Here is a 17,234-nt window from a genome sequence, read left to right as displayed (position 1 = left end):
CCCTACTGCTCCCAGGAGTTGATGTCGTCCTCGGTCCCTTCCTTGCGGTCCGGTCCCTTCGACGAGACGTCGGCGCTGTCGGTGTCGTGCTCGCCCGGGCACTTGTAGGTCAGCTCCTCGCCCCAGGCGTCCTTGGCGTCCTTGTTGATGATCTTCGAGCTCTTGAGGTCCTTCAGCTCCTTCGGGCAGGGTTGGTTCGTATCCAGCGAGTACTGCTGCAGCGCGTTCTTCACGTTCACGATGATCTGCTTGGTGTTCGTGACCTGGGCCTTCTTGTAGCGGTTGTAGGCCACCACGCCGACGGTCCCCATCAGCAGGCCGATGATCGCCACGACCACCATGATCTCGATCAGCGTCATTCCCAGCTCGGAGGCCCGCCGGGTTCCCTCACCCCTCCGGAGGAGGAACTGCCACCTGCCGTGCTCCGCGGTCCTAGCGCCTCGTACCCACATCGCTCTCGCCTCCTTCTCGGGTCAGCCGACCATCTCGTTCATGTCCAGGATCGGCATCAGGATGGAAAACACGATGAAGCCCACCAGCCCCCCCATCACGATGATCATCACGGGCTCGAGGAGCCCCGTGAGGCGGTTGATCTTCAGCTCCACGTCGGCCTCGTACGCGTCCGCCACGTTTTCGAGCATAGTTTCTAATTGGCCCGATCGCTCGCCCACGGCGATCATGCGCGTCACGACCGGCGGGAAGTGCCCGCTCTTGGCCAGCGGATCGGCGATGCTCTCCCCCTCGCGAATCGCCTTCCGCGCGTCCTCGACCACGCCGATGAGGACCTCGTTACCGAGGATGCTCTTCACGATCTCCAGCGTCTGGAGCAGGGGCACCCCGCTCGCCAGCATCGTGCCCAGCGTGCGCGCGAAGCGCCCGATCGCCACCATGCGGACGAGCGGTCCCACGACCCAGATCTTCAGCACGAAGCGGTCCCAGACCGCCTTCCCCTTCGGCGACCGTTTCCAGCGGACGAAGCCGTAGATCGCTCCACCCATGAGGATGATGATCAGCCACCAGTAGTCGCCCGTGATGCGGCTGATGCCGATGAGGAGCTGGGTGTTCCAGGGGAGCGACTTCCCCATGTCGTCGAAGATCTGGGTAATCTTCGGCACGACGACCACCATCAGTAGCCCCGTGATGAGCATGCTCACCGCGGCCATCACGATGGGATACATCATCGCCGACTGGATCTTGTTCCGCAGGCGCACCTGCCCGTCCATGAACTGCGCCAGGCGCGTGAGCACCTGCTCGAGGTTTCCGGCTGCCTCGCCGGCCCGCACCATGTTCACGTAGAGCTCGGTGAAGATCTTGGGCTGCGCCGCGAGCGCGTCACCGAGCGCCGAGCCCTCGTTCACGCGGGTCCGCAGCTCGGAGAGGCTCCGCCGCAGCTTCTCCGAGGACGACTGCTCCACCAGCGCCCCGAGCGCCTCCGCGAGAGGGATCCCCGCCCGCAGGAGGGTCGAGAGCTGCCGGGTCAACGCCGCGACGTCCTGCGGCCTCACCCGGTCGAAGAAGCTCTTGAAGTCGACCTCCTTGGAGAGGCCCTTTCCGCTCCCCGCCCGTTCGCGCGCCTCGCGGAGCTCAGTGACGAAGACCCCCTCTCGTCGGAGCTGGCTACGGAGCGTGCGCGGGCTCTCGGCGTCTCGCACGCCGGCGACCGCCTTGCCTCGGCCATCCAGGCCCTTGAACGCGAAGGCGGGCATGGGGCTACAGCGCGTCCTCCTGGGTCACGCGCATCACCTCCTCGATGGTCGTGACCCCGGCGAGGATCTTGCGCGCTCCGTCCATACGCAGGGTGCGCATCCCCTTCTCCATAGCGATCTTTTTAATAGTATTAGAATCCGCATTCCTCAAGATGAGCGCCCGGATCTGCTCGTCCATCAGCAGGAGCTCGTAGATCCCGAGCCGACCGGTGTAACCCGTGTTGAGGCAGGAGGGACACCCGGTGGCCTGGTAGACCATCCCCCGCGGCGGCGGCGGCCGCTTCGCATCCCGGATGCCGAGGTCGCTTCCCGTGAGCTCGCGGAACTCCTCGGGGCTCATCCCCAGCCCCTCGAGCTCCTCGCGGGTGGGGGGCCGCACCGCCTTGCACTCCGGACAGACCTTTCGCACCAGCCGCTGCGCCACGAGCCCGATCACCGAGGAGGCGACGAGGAACGGCTCCACATTCATCTCCACGAGCCTCGTCACTGCCCCCGCGGCGTCGTTCGTATGCACCGTCGAGAAGACCATGTGCCCCGTCAGCGAGGCCTGGATCGCGATCTCCGCCGTCTCCTGGTCGCGGATCTCGCCCACCATGATCACGTCCGGGTCGTGGCGCAGAAACGACCGCAGGCCGCTCGCGAAGGTCAGGTCGATCTTCGGATTCACCTGCGTCTGGCTGATCCCCTCGATCTGGTACTCGACCGGGTCTTCGACCGTCAGGATGTTACGGTCCGGCGTGTTGATCGCCGTGAGCGCGGCGTAGAGCGTGGTGGTCTTGCCGCTGCCCGTAGGGCCCGTCACGAGGAGGATCCCGTGCGGACGCCGGATGAGCTCGTGGAGCACCTTGAGGTGGTCGGGGCCCAGGCCGATGTCGGCCAGGTCCAGCACCACCGCGGTCTTATCGAGCAGGCGGATCGTGATGCGCTCGCCCTTGGCCGTCGGGGCGGTAGCGACGCGCATGTCGATGTCCTTGCCCGCGATGCGGCGCCGGATGCGACCGTCCTGCGGCAGTCGTTTCTCGGCGATGTTCAGCCCGGCCATGATCTTCACGCGGGCCGCGATGCTGGCGGCGTAGTTCCGGTTCGCCCTGCGGGTCTCGTAGAGCACGCCGTCGATGCGGTAGCGCACCACCACCTCGCGCTCCCCCGGCTCCACGTGGATGTCCGAAGCGCGCTCCTTGACCGCCTGGAAGATGAGCGAGTTGACCCAGCGGATGATCGGGGCCTCGTCCGTCACGTCGATGATGTCGACGAGCTCCTCCGAGGTGGACTGGAACTCCTCTCCCTCCTCGAGGTCCACGGCACGCGTCCGGCCGGCGTAGACCCGATTGATGAGGTCCAGCACCCGCTCGCTCGGCGCCAGCGCGGGGATCACCTCCGCCCCGAGCACCGTCCGGAGGTCGTCGAGCGCCTGGATCGCGCCGGGGCTCGACAGCACCACCTTCACTCCGCCGTCGCAGCGGTGCAGCGGGAGCACGAGGTGGTTCTTCGCGTAGTTGATCGGCACGTCGGTGACGAGCTCGGCGTCCACCAGCTCGGGCGGGAGCTGCGCGAAATACTCCATCCCGAGCTGCACGGCGAGGGCGCGCAAGAGCTCCTCTTCGGGAGCGAGCCGACTGCGCAGGAGGACGTCGAGCAGGAGCCCCCCCTCGATCTTCTGCGTCTCGATCGCCTGCTCGAGCTGATCCCGCGTCAGCGAGGTGTCCCGCAGCAGTACCGAGGCCAGCGCCAGCTCGTCCATCGTCCTTCCTCGGGCCTAGCGCGGCGGCGTCATGGGGTTGACCGGAGCGGGGGGAGCGCGCCGATCGCCCCCCTCCGCCGCGCCCTCGCCGCCGGGGGCCCGGTCTCCGGCGCCAGGAGGAGGCGCCGTGCCGGAGGGCGGCGCCGACGGAGGCGCGTCCACGGGGTCCGAGTGCTCCTGCAAGCGCTTCTGCGCGTCCTTGATGAGCCGCGAGTCCTGCTCCGCCTGATCCCCCACGCGGTTGATCTCCGAGAGGAGGCCGTGCTTGTGGCGGAAGTCGATGTCGCGGGCCGGGTCGGTGTGCTTGAACGAGGTGTAGCGCTCGATGAACTCGCGCCGCTCCTCCAGCTTCTTCTTGAAGATGCGTCGGAGGTCGCTCTGATCCCGGATGATGTAGGGCGTGAGGATGATCATCAGGCTCGTCTTCTGCATCGTGCGCGCCGAGTGACGGAAGAGGTAGCCGAGGATCGGGATGTCACCGAGGAGCGGAACCTTGCTCTCGGTGTTGTCCACCTTGTCCCGCATCAGGCCACCGATCACCACGGTCTGCTGGTCCCGTACGACGACGGTCGTCTTGGCGGTGCGCTTCGAGGTCGAGGGGCCGAGGTTGTTGAAGTTCGGCGAGGCGATGTCGGAGACCTCCTGCTCGATCTTCATCCGCACCACGTCGTTCTCGTTGACGTACGGGGTGAGCTTCAGCTTGAGCGCCACGTCCTGGCGCTGCACCGAGACGGCGGGGAGGAGCGAACCGAGCCCCCCCGCCTGGCCGGCGGCTCCCGCGAGGGCGCCGAACCCTCCGCCCATGAACGCCCCCTGGAAGGGGATGTTCTGGCCGACGCTGATCTCGGCCTCCTCGTTCTCGGTGGTGAGGATGTGCGGCGAGGAGAGGACGTTCACGTTGCTCCCGGTCTGCAGGGCCTGGAACATGACCCCGAAGCCGGGGATGTCCGCCTGAAGCCCGAGGAGCTCGGCCGACCCGTCCACGAGCGCCCCGCGCGCCCCGACCGAGAGGCCCATCAGCGCCAGGGGGTTGATGGCGAGCGAGCTCCAGTCGCTGTGCTGCACGCCCCCGAAGATGAGCGACTGGGTCTTCCCTTCCCCGGTGATGCCGCCGCCGTGATAGGCGAAGCCGAGCTTGCGCGCCTTGTCGACGTTGATCTCCATGATCGACGCCTCGACGAAGACCTGCTTGCGCGCCACGTCCAGCTTCCGGATCACCGCCCGCAGGTTGAGGTAGTCCTTGCTCGACGCCACCACCACGAGCGAGTTGGTCGGCTTGTCCGCGCTCACCCGCACGTCCCCCTCGAAAAGACCCGTCACCGGCCCCCGCGCTCCGGGCGCCGCGCCAGCCCCAGCCGGCGTCGTGCGACGTCCCTGGGCCCCGCCGGTCACGGCGCTGATCGTGTTCGCCATCTGCTCGGCGTCGCCGTTCTCGAGGTAGTAGACGTGGATGCGCTGGCTCACGCCGTCGCTCTCCACGTCCAGCTTCTTGATGAGCGACGCGATGCGCCCGAACGAGGAGGGCGACGCGACGATGATCAGCGAGTTCGTGAGCGGCTCGGTGATGATCTTCGAGGCCGAGAGGCTCCCCACGTCCTCGTGGTGCGGGGTCTGCGGCTGCCCCGCCGCCCCCGAGCCACGCTCGACGTTGAGGCGCATCATGGGGAGCGGCGAGGTGGTACGCCCGGTGAAGATCTGGTCCAGGATCTTCTTCACCTCCTCGGCGTCGGCGTTGCGCAGCCGCACCACCCAGATCTTCTCCCCCGCCACCGGCACGTCCAGCTCCTTCACGATGCGGAGCATGCGGCGCACGTTGTTCCCGGCGTCGGTCAGGATCAGGGTGTTCGTCGGCTTGTAGGCCGTGACGTCACCGTTGCGCGACTTCATCTTGTTGAGCACGAGGAGCAGCTCGTTCACGTCCACGTTCTGCGCGCGCACGAGCTGCGTGACCACCGCGTCGGTGGCCGGGAGTTGGTCGCGGGTGTCGTCGCCGTAGGTGGGGATCGACGACTGGATGGCCCAGTTCCCCTGCACGATCTTGAGGTAGCGCCCCGTGGGCACCACCGTCAGGCCCATCACGTCGAGCGCGCTCAGGAAGGCCCGGTAGGCCTCCTGGGCCGTGACCGGCGTCGGCGACACGAGCGTCACCTTCTGCGTGGCCAGGTTCGAGGCGATAACGAATCGCCGGCAGGTCATGCTGCTGATCCAGGCCACGAGGTCGTTCAGATCGGACTCGGGCTTGAGGGTGATCTTGATCCGTCGGCGGGACGGTATCTTCACGCACTCGTTGAATTCCTTCTCCCCGGGCGCAGCGCCGGGCTCCGCCGGCTTCTCGCCCGGCTCGGCCCCGGCAGCCGCCTTGGGCTTGGCCGCGTCTTTCTCCTTCTCCTTGTCCTGGTCGGCGGCCTTTCCCGCCGGCTTCGGTGCCGCGGGGGGCGGAGAGATCGGCGCCGCACGCCGCCGTCGCCGCCGAGCCGCCGCACTCGTGGTCTCCTCGTCGCGGTCGCTCGGGGTCCCCGCCTGCGGGGCCCGCTCGCGCACGGCAGCCTTCCCGCTCGGCCGCTTGGCGGGACGAGACGGCTCCTCCCGCTGGCCAAAGCCGGGTCGGCTCCCCAGGCCCCCGAGGGTCAGGAAAGCGCACAGCAGGATACTCACAGGTCGGTTCATCGCGTCGTCCCTGTTACCGGATGGTGTAGTCCTGGGTCGTGGTCTTGCCCCGGCGCGAGAAGCTGATGCTCAGGTGGCTGGCGTTGCGCACCCGGGTGTAGACCTCGAGCGCCTGGTCCGGCGTGTTCATCGCGTGCCCGTTCACCGCGTGAATGGTGTCGCCGTTCTCGAGCCCGATGAGCGAGTACACGCTGCCCGGACGGATGGCGTAGAGCTTGAAGCCGTTCGGCTTGCCGTCCTGCACGCTGGGCACGATGCGCGCCGACCGGGCGAGGAGCGTGGTATTCGTGAGCACGCGGTTCAGCGCCGCCCGCTGGATCTCCCACTTCCCCTCGCCGAGCTTCTTGACCGCCCCCTCGAACCCGTCGGACATGCCGGCTCCCATGCTCGGCATCGCGGGGCGCGGCGTCTCCGAGGACGCCACCGCCGTGTCTCCTGCCCCGCCCATCTCGAGGTCGAGGAACTCGTTTCGGTTCCCGTTGAGGAGCATCACCCGGCGGTCCAGGATGTCCACGACGGTGGCATCGCCCGGCACCTTGCCCGCGATCGGATACATGCGGGTCTTCTTCTCCGTGACGTCGTAGATCGCGGCGAAGGACCAGGCCTTGTCCTGCTCGCTCACCATGGTCGCGATGAGCTTCAGGTTGAGCGACGTCTTCACCGGCTCGTTGTTCGCCGGCTCCTTGGCGTCGTCGGCCTTCTCCTTCGCGGCCACCTCGGGCGCGGGCTCGCAGGTCGAGCAGAAGACGTTGCGCGCCACGATGGGCTTGATCTCGCGGGCCGGAGGCCCCGAGAGGGTGGGCTCCACGTTCGACTCCATCGGCAGCGCTCGCGGCGGCGGCGCGGGGAGGCTGGCGCCGATGAGTCGCGTGGTCCCCCTCGCCGCCAGGTAGGCGCAGACGAGGATCACGAGGAGGTTGAAGACCCAGAAGTATTTGCGGAGGAGTAGTTCCATCGTGTGGCCCGCGACTCGGGCTTCACAATATGGAGCAAGTCGAGTGCCAACCGCGCGGAGCACCTAACCCGTTGGAACCTGGCCAGTGCTGCGAGGTGCGGGGGGAGGCCGGGGACAATTTGGCAAAGACAGACCCGGGCCTCGGCGAGGGCTGCCAAATTGTCACGGCGCCGACGGTGGCGAGGTTACTCCAGGCGCCTCTTCGTCGGCAGCGAGATCCCCGTCCTCCGCCTCTCCCGCGCGGCTCTCCAGCCGGCGGTAGATCGTGCGGGTGGCGATCCCGAGCAGCTGCGCGGCCAACCGCTTGTCCCCCCGGGTGTGCCGGAGCGTCTCGGCGATGAGTCGCCGTTCCACCTCCTCGAGGGGAGTGCCGATGGCCACGGTGATCGCCCGCGCGTCGCCTCCTGCAGCCCCGATGAGGTCGCGCGGAAGGTCGTCCTCGTCGATCACCTGCGCCTTCGTGAGCACCACGGCGCGCTCCACCACGTTCTCGAGCTCGCGCACGTTGCCCGGCCAGTGGTAGTCGGTGAGGCGCTCCATCGCCGCGCGGGTGAAGCCCGCCACCGGCTTCGCGTTCTTGTCCGCGTAGCGACGCAGAAAGAAGTCCGCGAGGAGCGGGATGTCGTCGCGCCGCTCTCGAAGCGGCGGCACGTAGACCGTGATGACGTTCAGCCGGTAGTAGAGGTCCTCGCGAAAACGGCCGGCGCGGATCTCGGCCGCCAGATCCTTGTTCGTGGCGGCCACGAGGCGAAGGTCCGCCCGCTCCGTCTTGCCGCCGAGGCGGTCGAACTCCCCCTCCTGCAGGACGCGCAGCAGCTTGACCTGCACCTGCGCGCTGATCTCCCCCACCTCGTCGAGAAAGAGGGTCCCGCGGTCGGCCAGGCTGAAGCGTCCGTCCCGCCGAGAAACGGCGCCCGTGAAGGCCCCCCGCTCGTAGCCGAAGAGCTCCGCCTCGAGGATCGTCTCGGGAATGGCAGCGCAGTTGACCGGCACGAAGGGCCCGCTCGCGCGCTGACTGTGCTCGTGCAGCGCACGCGCGAGGAGCTCCTTGCCCGTCCCGCTCTCGCCGATGAGGAGCACGGTGGCAGAGCTCGGCGCCGCCTGCATCACCACGTCCATCATGCGCCGCCAGGAGAGGCTCGCGCCGACCGGGGTGCGACGCCGCGTCGCCTCGAGCTGCGCCCTGAGGGTCCGGTTCTCGACCACCAGGGACTGCTTCTCGAGCGCCCGCTTGACGACCCCCACGAGCTGCGCTCGCTTGAGGGGCTTGGTCACGAAGTCGTAGGCGCCCTGCTTCATCGCCTCGACCGCGTTCTCCACCGTGCCGTAGGCGGTCATCATCACCACCTCGGTCTCCGGGGCGACGGCACGCGCGGCCTTCAGGAGATCGCTCCCGCTCATCTGCGGCATGACGAGGTCCGTGATCAGCACGTTCACCGCGTGCCGCCGCAAGAGCTCGAGGCCCTGCTTGCCGTCGGTGGCCACGAGCACCTCGTAGCCTTCGCGGCTCATGATGCGGGAGAGCGAATCCAGGTTGCTCTGCTCGTCGTCGACGAGCAGGATCGTGGGCTGGTGCATGGCGGCTCCTCGGCGAGTCAGACTTACAAGGCCGATGCCAAGACGACTCGTGAACGATATCGCGGGGACATTCTGACACGGAGTGCTGCGGGCGTGCCAGACTGGCAAGGCGCGCAGCATGGCCTGTCAAGATGGCAAGGGCAACGAAGGGGGGAGCAGCGCCCCGACAACGCGGCGCGCTATGCGCGTCAGGCGCCTAATATTCTTCGCGATAGTAGTACCAGGCACCAGCCTCTGGGTCGTGATACTCCCAGTGGCCGCCGTAGTAGTAGACCCACCGGCCTCCGTGCCACCGCCGCTCGTGCCCGCAGTACTCCGCATGGTAGTGACCGTCGTGATAGCTCAGCACGGCGGCCGTTCCGACGATGGCCGCGGCCACGATCGCCGCGCCCGCCATCGCCCCGATCATGCGGGGATGACAGGCCAGGCTCGAGAGCGAAAAGACGAGAGCCACCGCGAGCACGATGCGTTTCATGGGTATCTCCTCTGCCAGCCGCTCACCCGAAGGCCCGGCCTGACTAGCTCTACGCAAGGCGCAGGCCAGCGCACGTCGCCAGGGCCTATCGGGGCTTGCCGGAACACCCGCTCCCAGGGCGACGTGAACTCCCTACTACAGTGTGACTCGGAGCGCCACCGCGGGCGCGCCGTCGCGTGCGGGCCGCCACCAGCGAGCCGTCACTGCTGCCAGAGCGAGAGCACCATGTCTGGATGCGGGCGAGGGATGATCTCCGTCGCGAGCAACATGCCGTCGTGGATGCCGAGCCGCGCCGCCTCCACCGCGGCCTCGACCTGGTCGAGCTCACCGCTCACGACGAAGTACGCCTTGCCACCGAGACCTCGCGCGAGCCGCATCTGCACGAGGAGAACCTCGGCGGCCTTGACCGCGCGGTCGGCCGCAAGCACCGTCGCCGCCACGGAGAAGGTCTCCACGATGCCGAGCGCCTCCACCGTGCGAGGCTGCAGCGTCTGCTGCATCGCCGGCGCGAGCTGCGGGTCGGCCTTCGGCAGGAAGAGCCGATCCACGAGCGTGGCCGCGGCAGCCTCGAGACCCGCCTCCATCGCTTCGGCCACCTCTTCTTCGCCACCGGCCACGACCACGACGAACTTGCCGGGGGTGATCGGGTGCGCCTCGGAGAGCGTCACCGTGGCCCGCTTGACCATCGCGTCGGCGACCACCATGCCGCGCGCGACGCTCCCGAGCTCGAGGAGCCCGAGAGCGGGACCCGAGCGAGGGGCGGGAGGCGAGACGCCCCCCACGTCGAGCGGAGCGGTGCTACGTCGAGGACGCGAGGGGGGCATCGGGCTGCGCTTGTTCCTCGGGTGACAGAAGACGATAGATGCGCACCTTGCGCCCGCCGACCTCGGCCCCTTCCACCTCGATGCAGGGCGGCTTTCGCTTCGCGGCCGAGACCGTCTCGGCCGCGACGAGGCCCGCCACTTTCCGGCGGTTCGCCAGCCGCGAGAGGTAGGCCGCCAGCGCCGGCGCCGCCCCGATCACGTCGTAGGATCTGAGCCGAGCCGTGCCGAGCTCGCCCGCGAGGACCGTGCCCGTCGCGACTCCCGCCGCATACTCCATCAGCGGCCAGCCCGCGCGCGCGTTCTCGTCGAGCCACGCAGGCAGGCCCTGCTGGAGGCGCCGTACCACCTCGAGCGCCGCGCCGGCGTGGTCCACCCCCGCGGTCCCCGGGAAGCAGGCCATCGCGGCGTCGGAGAAGAACTTCACCATGCGCCCCTTGCCGGAGAGGACCGCCTCCTCGACCTGCTGGTAGTAGCGCGAGAGCATCACCCCCACGTCCATCGGGCCGAGCTGCGCCGAGAGGGTGGAAAAGCCTCGCACGTCGAAGAAGACGACGGTGGCCTCCATCTCCTGCAGGTAGACCTTGTCCACCATGGCTCGCTCTCCTCCCTGGCCCACGCCCTCAGACGATGCGGAAGTAGTCCTGCAAGGTGCAGCGACGCGAGCGCACGAAGTGCACCACGCAGGTCACTCCTTCGCCGGTCGGATGGGCGATGGTCCACGAGGTATAGCCCTCGCCATCGCCACCTAGCCCCGCATAGTGCGGCGCGTTCTTCACGAAGATGCAGGTGTTCATCTCGCGCGCCATGCGATCCATGACCTCGATGTTGCGCGAGTAGACCGACGCGGTGTGCCCTCGCCCGCCCTCGGCCCGCTTGGCCGCCTCGATGGCGGCGTCCACGTCGCTGCACTTCACGAGGGGCAGCACCGGCAGGAGCTGTTCCACCTGGACCAGCGGGTGGTTCTCCTCGACGACGGCGAACGCGAGCCGCACGTCGTCCCCCACGCGGATCCCGATCGTGTCCAGGATCACCGAGACGTTCTTGCCGACGAAGTCCTTGTTGCTGTGCTTGCCGTCGGGGAAGAGGTGCCGCGTCAGGCGCCCGATCTGCGACTCGGAGAGCTCGTACGCGCCGACGGCCTTGAGCTCCTTGCGCAGCGGCTCGAAGATCTTCGCCACCGCGAAGACCTCCTTCTCGTCGCAGCAGATGATGTTGTTGTCGAAGGAAGCACCGGCCACGATGCCCTTGGCAGCGCGAGCGAGGTCCGCCGTCTCGTCTACCACCACGGGGGGATTGCCGGGGCCCGCAGCCACGACCTTCTTCCCCGAGGCCATCGCCGCCTTCACCACCGCCGGCCCGCCGGTCACCACCACGACCCGGATCCCGGGGTGCTTCATCAGCTCCTCGGCGGTGGCGACGGTGGGCTCCCCGACGGTGGCGATCAGGTTGCGCGGGCCTCCGGCGCCCACGATCGCCTCGTTGAGCAGGTGAATGTGCCAGGCGCTGACGCCCTTGGCCGAGGGATGCACGTTGAAGACGACCGCGTTTCCGCCGGAGATGAGGCTCAGCGCGTTGTTGATGATCGTCTCCGTGGGATTCGTGCAAGGGCTGATCGAGCCGATCACGCCGTACGGCGCCCACTCGATGATCGTCAGGCCGTGGTCCCCGGTGAAGGCCTGCGGGACGAGCATCTCCGGTCCCGGGGTCTTCTGCGTGGCGAGCGTGTTCTTGCGGATCTTGTCGTCCACGCGCCCGAGGCCGGTCTCGGCCACCGCGTACTCCGACAGCTCGCGCACGTGCCGCATGGTCACGTCGCGCATCGCCGCCACGATCTTGAAGCGCAGGCTGAGCGGTTGCCGCGAGAGCTCGTCGAAGGCTTGGCGCGCCGCGCGCACCGCGGCGTCCACCGAGGGAAACGTACCGACCGTCCCTCGCGCGAACCCCTTCACCCCCGGAGCGGCACCGCGCTCGCGCACCACCGCCGGCGCGACCGAGGCCACCGGGGCCGGGGCCGGCGACTGGGCACTACCGGGGATCCCGAGGCGTGAAACCACCCGGTCGACGATCTCCTGAATCCTCTTTTCGTCGAGCTCCATCTGTCAGCGCCTATCGTCCGAACCCCTCTTTGGAGTACCGCTGGGTCCCCTCCACCTCCACCAGGTCCACGATGGCCATGATGGTGGCGTCCACGGGGCGGTTCTCGGTGATGTGCGTCAGGCGGGCGCTGCTCCCCGAGGCGTAGAGCACCACCTCGCCCGTGCCCGCCCCCACGGCATCGACCGCCACGACGGACGGGCCGGTCGGGGTCCCCTCGAAGTCGCAGTTGCGAACCACGAGGAACTTCATCCCCTCCAGCACGTCTTCCTTCCGGCTGGCCACCACCGTGCCGATGACCTTGGCGAGCTGCATCGACGTCCTCCTGCGGCGTGACGGATCTCAGGCCCTCACGCCGCAGCTCGAAGGCACGCGACCCCTGAGAGGGGCTGAAGCTACTTGGACTCGGTCTTGGCCTGGTCCCGACGCCCGAGCGGCAGCACCAGATCGATGTTCACGTGCGGCCGCGGGATGACGTGCACCGACACCAGCTCGCCCACGCGCTCGGCGGCGCGCTGCCCGGCCTCGGTCGCGGCCTTCACCGCCGCCACGTCGCCGCGTACCACCGCCGTGACGTAGCCGCCTCCGATCTTCTCGAAGCCCACGAGCTCCACCTTCGCGGCCTTCACCATCGCATCAGCGGCTTCGACCATCCCGATGAAGCCCCTGGTTTCGATCATGCCCAGCGCGTCAGCCATAACGATTCCTCCTCAACACGAGGGCCCCGGTCGCCGGGGCCGTAGCACGTCCGCACGAAGGGCGGAGCCTATTTGTCCACGAAGTCTGGGGGGAGCCGGCCGGTGATCCCCTCGATGGCCGCGGTGGCCGCGTGCGCCGCCGCATCGATCTCGGCCTCGGGGCCCGACATCCAGAGGCGGCCGAAGGCCCCGAAGGGCTGGACCTGCACGAGGAAGACGCGCGCCGCCTTCTCGGCCTCGTTCGCCGCGAAAGTGACGTACCCCGCGGGCTCGGTCTCGAGAATGAAGAGCGACTGCCCGGGCAGGATCATCATGCCCTGCGAGTTGCGGTTGATGATCTGCGCCTGGTACGGCTCGATGGCGCGGATGATCTGGTTCGTCGCCACGCGCGGCTTCAGTCGTTCCTCTTCCTTCACGCCGAGGAACTCGAGGATCGCACGCCCCGCGGAGAGCACCTCTCCCTTGTCGTGCTCGTGGATCTCGAGGAGCCCGTAGGCCCGCTCTACCACCTGCACGGCGGGCACCACCTTGGTGGCCTTGAGCGCCACGTCGGTAACCCGGTTGATGGCGATGCCCGGAGCGATCTCCACGAAGAGGGAGGCCATCTCCGGCACCGGCAAAAAACCGCGGGCCGTCTTGCCGATGAAGCTGGCGAATTGGGGCTGCAGGCTATCTAGAAAGGTATAGGTGCGAAGTGTGATGGCCATCTAACCGGAATCCTTGCCGAGAACGGGGCGTACGCTAGCACAGGCATTTCCTCCTCGGCAAGGAGAGAGCGTGGATGTTTCTCCGTCGAGCGGAGCCGTCCTGCCCGCGTGATAAGCTCCGGCCATGCCGCGGGTCAGAGGACGCCTGGGTCTCGTCGCCGTGGTCGTGGCGGCCGGCGCGTGCCAGGGCTTTCGCGCTGTCGCCCCCGACGGAGGCGCAGCGCAGGATCTCTCGCACGGAGACCGCGGAGGCCCCGCACGCGACGCGCGCCCCGCGGACGAGGAGGCGGGGACCCTGCCCCGCGACGGCTCGCCGGGGGATGGCACCCCGGCCACCGCGACCTGCAGCCCGGCCCCCCTAGCCTGCCTGGATCCCTCCTCGGTGTCGGTGATCGAGGTCCCCACCGAGGTCGGTCAGCTCGACGTGGCCTTCGCGCAGGCCACCTCGGGGCAAACGGTGCAGGTGCGCGGACTCAAGCTGGGGGCCGGCTGGGCGATCCCCGTCGGAGTGACGCTGCGCGGCTGCGCGGGGGCGCAGATCCAGGGCGAGGTGCGCTTTCGGGGGACGAGCGGCACGATCGAGGGCTTCCAGGTCTCGGGAGGGATCGTAGCCAACCAGACGGGGTCGTTCCGCGTGCGTCGCAACCGCTTCGTGGCCGGCACGGACCCGGGAGCGTGGGCGGTCTCGGCCCGCTCCGCCGAGGCGCTCGTCCCCGCCGTCGTGACGCTCACCGTCGAGGGGAACTGGTTCGACACGCGCACGCGAGGGGTGGAAGGGCTCACGCGCTACGACACGCTGACCCACCAGGTCACCCTGACCGTGCAGAACAACGTCTTTCACCGGGTCGAGCAGCCCGTGAGCCTTTCCGAGGGGGGCATGGTCGGCAAGATCAAGGCCTCCTTGCGGCACAACACGCTCCACGCCTTCAAGCGGGGCGTCACGCTCAGCGACCTGAGCGAGACCACGGTGATCGTCGGCAACCTGCTCCTCGACGGCGAGACGGGGATCGTGAGCGATTCGCCCTACGAGCTGCGGTACGCGCTCGCCTTCGGCGTGACGACGCTACACACGGGGGCCCCGGCGAGCGGGCAGTTCGACGTCGCGGATCCGAGGCTCACGAACCCGTCCGGCGGAGAGCTCGAGCCCCTTGCGGGCTCTCCCGCCATCGACGCCGTGCCGGCTGCCGAGCTCGACCTGAAGGAGGACTACCGGGGTTGCACGCGTCCGGCCTCGGCGTCCAGCCCAGCGCGGGGCGACATCGGCGCCTTCGAGGTGCAGCGCGTGGCGAGCGGCGGTTAGCCGGCCCGATCCGTCGAGCTCAGCGGTGCGATCAGGCGGGGCGAAGCGCCCGCACCACGCGCTCCCGGCCGGCGAGGTCCTTCACCACGCGAACGTCCACGAGCCCGGCCGCCGCGAGGAGGTCACGGACCGCCGGAACCTCCGCCGGATCGAGCTCCAGGGCGAGTAGGCCTCCTGCCGCAAGCCGCGGCACCCCCTGCGCGACGAGCGGCCGCACCAGCGCGAGCCCATCCGGGCCACCGTCGAGAGCGATCCGCGGTTCGAAGCCGCGCACCTCGGGGGCGAGCGTCTCCAGCTCGGCCGAGGGGATGTACGGCAGATTCGCGAGAAGGAGGTCCACGGAGAGCCCTTCGGGGAGCGGCTCGAGCAGGTCCCCGAGGAGAAGCTCGACCTGGGGGGCGTGCCGGGCGACGTTGCGGCGCGCTACCTCGAGCGCTTCGGGCGACCTCTCGATCGCCAGAACGCGCACGTCCGGACGCTCGTGCGCGATCGTCACCGCGATGGCGCCGCTCCCCGCGCCGACCTCCACCACCGTCGCAGCCGGAGCGTCGGCGGGGCGTCGGCGGAGGTGGTCGAGACCCAGCTCCACGAGGAGCTCCGTCTCCGGGCGCGGGATCAGCACCGCCGGGCTCACCTCGAACGCCAGGGACCAGAACTCGCGGCGACCGGTGACGTAGGCCACCGGCTCGTGGGTCAGACGGCGGCGAACGGCCTCGCGGTAGCGGGCGAGCTCGGGCGGCCCGAGCGGCTTGTCGAAGTCCAGGTAGAGCTGGATGCGCTCTACGCCGAGCACGTGGGCGAGCAGCACCTCGGCATCCAGCCGGGGGGTCGGCAGCTCCGCGCTGGCGAAGCGCCCCGTCGTCCAGCCGAGCACCTCGCGGATCGTCCAGACCGTCTTCGGCTCGCTCATCGAGGCGCTCCGTCCGCGTCGGGGCGATAGCCACCGCGCCGGTAGACGTAGCGTCGGCCGGGCGCCAGCGGCTCGAGCGAGGACTTCACCCAGAGCTCTCGGCGGTCGGAGCTCATCCCGAACTCGCGCGACGTCGGTGACCTGCAGTCGCTCAGCGTGGTGCGGAAGACCTCCTCGAGGAAAGGAACGGGCGCGTCCTTGCGGCGCGGATTCTGCGGGGTGGCGTCGGGGGCCTGACGCAGGGCCACGATGGACAGCTCCGTCCGGAAGCGACCGGCGCACTGACCTCCGGCGAGCTCGTCCACGCGGTGCGCGTGCCGAAGGCTCACCGCCCAGGCGCCGTCGGGTAGACGGAAGGCCTCGGCTCCGGAGCGGGCGCTCTTCGGGTGCTCCTCGACGGCCGCGCCGGGAGCTCCGAGAGGCAGGACGGAGAGCACGCGATCCTGCTTGTCGAGGAGCGCGAGCAGCCCGCGCCCCGCCCGCAGGAACTTCACCACCACGAGGCGCTCCGGCAACCAGACCAGCTGCGGTGCGTCGAGCGGGCGCGCGTACGAGAGACGCTCGCCACGCCACGCCGCCGCGTCCCCTCCCTCTCCGGCGGGGACCGCGGTCGGTACGGCGCAACGCCAGCCCTTGGCGTAGCCGATCAGCGCCTCCGCGAGGCCCGCCATGCAGGCGCGGAGAGCTGGCATGGCGCGTACCCACTGCGGGATGCCGAGCGGCCGCGCGAGCGCGACGCGTCCCTCCCCTCTCACCGAGGGTTCGCTCCCCCGCGACGCGTCGGACACCGTCACGCGGTAGCGCAGCGAGGCGACCTCTGCCGCGGGCAGCGGGCTCAACGCCGCCAGCGAGAGCCGCACCTCGGCCCGCACCGCATCTGCCTCGAGGCGGACGACGCCCTGGGTCTCGGCCACTCGCCAGCGGTGACGCGGCCGCACGAACGCGACCTGCGTCCCCGGCCCGAGTCGCAGCGCCACGCCTACGGGACCATCGGGCGAGGTGGCCTGCCGTGCGCCCCCGGCAGCCTCGGGCCAGAGCTCGAGCAGGATCGTGCCGCCGGCGAAAGCGGCCCCCGCTCCGGCGTGACCGTCCGGCCGAGGGAGCTCGAGCGCCACGCAGAGTCCGCGCCGCGACCCGGCGAAGCCGATCCTGTCGACCGAGCTCTTGCCGGCTCCTCGTGCGTCGACGGGGGCCGTGGGCCCGGACAGCGGGCTCCAGCGCGCCTCGAGACCCGCCCACTCCCCGAGGACGCCGTCGGGCACGCAGGGCGCCCCGCTGCCGCTGCCGCTGCCGCTGCCACTCCCGCTGCGTGCGCCCCCGGCCGGCTCGGCCCAGGCCATCCGAGCGACGCTCCCCCGCCGGCCCACGCCGTCCTTCGTCCCCTCCTGCTGCGCCTGCAGCCTCTCCGCCGCCACCAGCGCCGCCTGCGCCTCTCGCGGATCGTAGCCGCACCCCGCAGGCCCAGCGCCGAGCGCGACCGCCGCGAGAAGGGAGGGGAATCTGCCGAGCGAGCGCATCACGAACCGCCGCATGGTCGATGGAGGGGCTTCTACCATGAGGCCAGCGCAGCGTGCTACGC

16 protein-coding genes are annotated in these 17,234 nt (G+C 69.4%); 1 reads left to right on the top strand and 15 read right to left on the bottom strand.

Translation table 11 applies throughout. From position 1 onward, the window contains the following. Positions 1-2 precede the first annotated feature (2 nt). The 13 genes from IT371_24280 to IT371_24220 form a co-directional block, all read right to left on the bottom strand. Positions 3-359 carry a type II secretion system protein GspG gene (locus IT371_24280; protein ID MCC6750797.1) on the bottom strand — a complete coding sequence of 119 codons (357 nt, stop codon included), beginning with the start codon at positions 357-359 and terminating at the stop codon, positions 3-5. Positions 360-473: 114 nt separating this feature from the next. After that, positions 474-1,706, bottom strand: a complete 1,233-nt coding sequence (gene gspF, locus IT371_24275; GenBank protein MCC6750796.1) for a type II secretion system inner membrane protein GspF — start codon at positions 1,704-1,706, stop codon at positions 474-476. Between the two features lie 4 nt (positions 1,707-1,710). Then, positions 1,711-3,447, bottom strand: coding sequence for a type II secretion system ATPase GspE (gspE, locus tag IT371_24270; protein ID MCC6750795.1), 1,737 nt, complete (start codon positions 3,445-3,447; stop codon positions 1,711-1,713). 15 nt (positions 3,448-3,462) lie between these two features. Further along, positions 3,463-6,114 carry a type II secretion system secretin GspD gene (gene gspD / locus IT371_24265; protein ID MCC6750794.1) on the bottom strand — a complete coding sequence of 884 codons (2,652 nt, stop codon included), beginning with the start codon at positions 6,112-6,114 and terminating at the stop codon, positions 3,463-3,465. Positions 6,115-6,127: 13 nt separating this feature from the next. After that, positions 6,128-7,069 (bottom strand): hypothetical protein, encoded by a 942-nt coding sequence (locus IT371_24260; GenBank protein ID MCC6750793.1) that lies wholly within the window; start codon positions 7,067-7,069, stop codon positions 6,128-6,130. A gap of 162 nt (positions 7,070-7,231) precedes the next feature. After that, on the bottom strand, positions 7,232-8,647 hold the full coding sequence (locus IT371_24255) for a sigma-54-dependent Fis family transcriptional regulator (protein MCC6750792.1): 1,416 nt from the start codon (positions 8,645-8,647) through the stop codon (positions 7,232-7,234). A gap of 196 nt (positions 8,648-8,843) precedes the next feature. Next, a complete protein-coding gene (locus IT371_24250; protein MCC6750791.1) occupies positions 8,844-9,122 on the bottom strand; it encodes a hypothetical protein in 279 nt (92 codons plus the stop codon). Between the two features lie 200 nt (positions 9,123-9,322). Next, on the bottom strand, positions 9,323-9,946 hold the full coding sequence (locus tag IT371_24245; GenBank protein MCC6750790.1) for a BMC domain-containing protein: 624 nt from the start codon (positions 9,944-9,946) through the stop codon (positions 9,323-9,325). Next, complete coding sequence (locus tag IT371_24240) at positions 9,921-10,538, bottom strand: adenylate/guanylate cyclase domain-containing protein (protein ID MCC6750789.1); 618 nt, start codon at positions 10,536-10,538, stop codon at positions 9,921-9,923. Before IT371_24240 ends, IT371_24245 begins: the two co-directional genes overlap by 26 nt. Before the next feature lie 28 nt (positions 10,539-10,566). After that, positions 10,567-12,042 (bottom strand): aldehyde dehydrogenase EutE, encoded by a 1,476-nt coding sequence (locus IT371_24235; GenBank protein ID MCC6750788.1) that lies wholly within the window; start codon positions 12,040-12,042, stop codon positions 10,567-10,569. A 10-nt stretch (positions 12,043-12,052) separates the two neighbouring features. Then, on the bottom strand, positions 12,053-12,355 hold the full coding sequence (locus IT371_24230) for a EutN/CcmL family microcompartment protein (GenBank protein ID MCC6750787.1): 303 nt from the start codon (positions 12,353-12,355) through the stop codon (positions 12,053-12,055). Positions 12,356-12,435: 80 nt separating this feature from the next. Then, entirely contained in the window at positions 12,436-12,738 is a 303-nt protein-coding gene (locus IT371_24225; protein MCC6750786.1) for a BMC domain-containing protein, read from the bottom strand. 68 nt (positions 12,739-12,806) lie between these two features. After that, on the bottom strand, positions 12,807-13,445 hold the full coding sequence (locus tag IT371_24220; protein ID MCC6750785.1) for a hypothetical protein: 639 nt from the start codon (positions 13,443-13,445) through the stop codon (positions 12,807-12,809). A gap of 124 nt (positions 13,446-13,569) precedes the next feature. Between IT371_24220 and IT371_24215 the strand changes: the two genes are divergently transcribed. Beyond that, positions 13,570-14,745, top strand: coding sequence for a hypothetical protein (locus IT371_24215; GenBank protein ID MCC6750784.1), 1,176 nt, complete (start codon positions 13,570-13,572; stop codon positions 14,743-14,745). A gap of 31 nt (positions 14,746-14,776) precedes the next feature. On the opposite strand, the gene prmC is transcribed toward IT371_24215, so the two are convergent. After that, complete coding sequence (prmC, locus tag IT371_24210) at positions 14,777-15,655, bottom strand: peptide chain release factor N(5)-glutamine methyltransferase (protein MCC6750783.1); 879 nt, start codon at positions 15,653-15,655, stop codon at positions 14,777-14,779. Then, on the bottom strand, positions 15,652-17,187 hold the full coding sequence (locus IT371_24205; GenBank protein MCC6750782.1) for a hypothetical protein: 1,536 nt from the start codon (positions 17,185-17,187) through the stop codon (positions 15,652-15,654). Before IT371_24205 ends, prmC begins: the two co-directional genes overlap by 4 nt. Positions 17,188-17,234 lie beyond the last annotated feature (47 nt).

It is taken from the genome of Deltaproteobacteria bacterium, from assembly GCA_020848905.1.
In the GTDB taxonomy this organism is placed as follows: domain Bacteria; phylum Myxococcota_A; class Polyangia.
The sequence above is the reverse complement of the archived record's forward strand: the minus strand, read 5'-3'. Positions and strand labels throughout refer to the sequence as shown.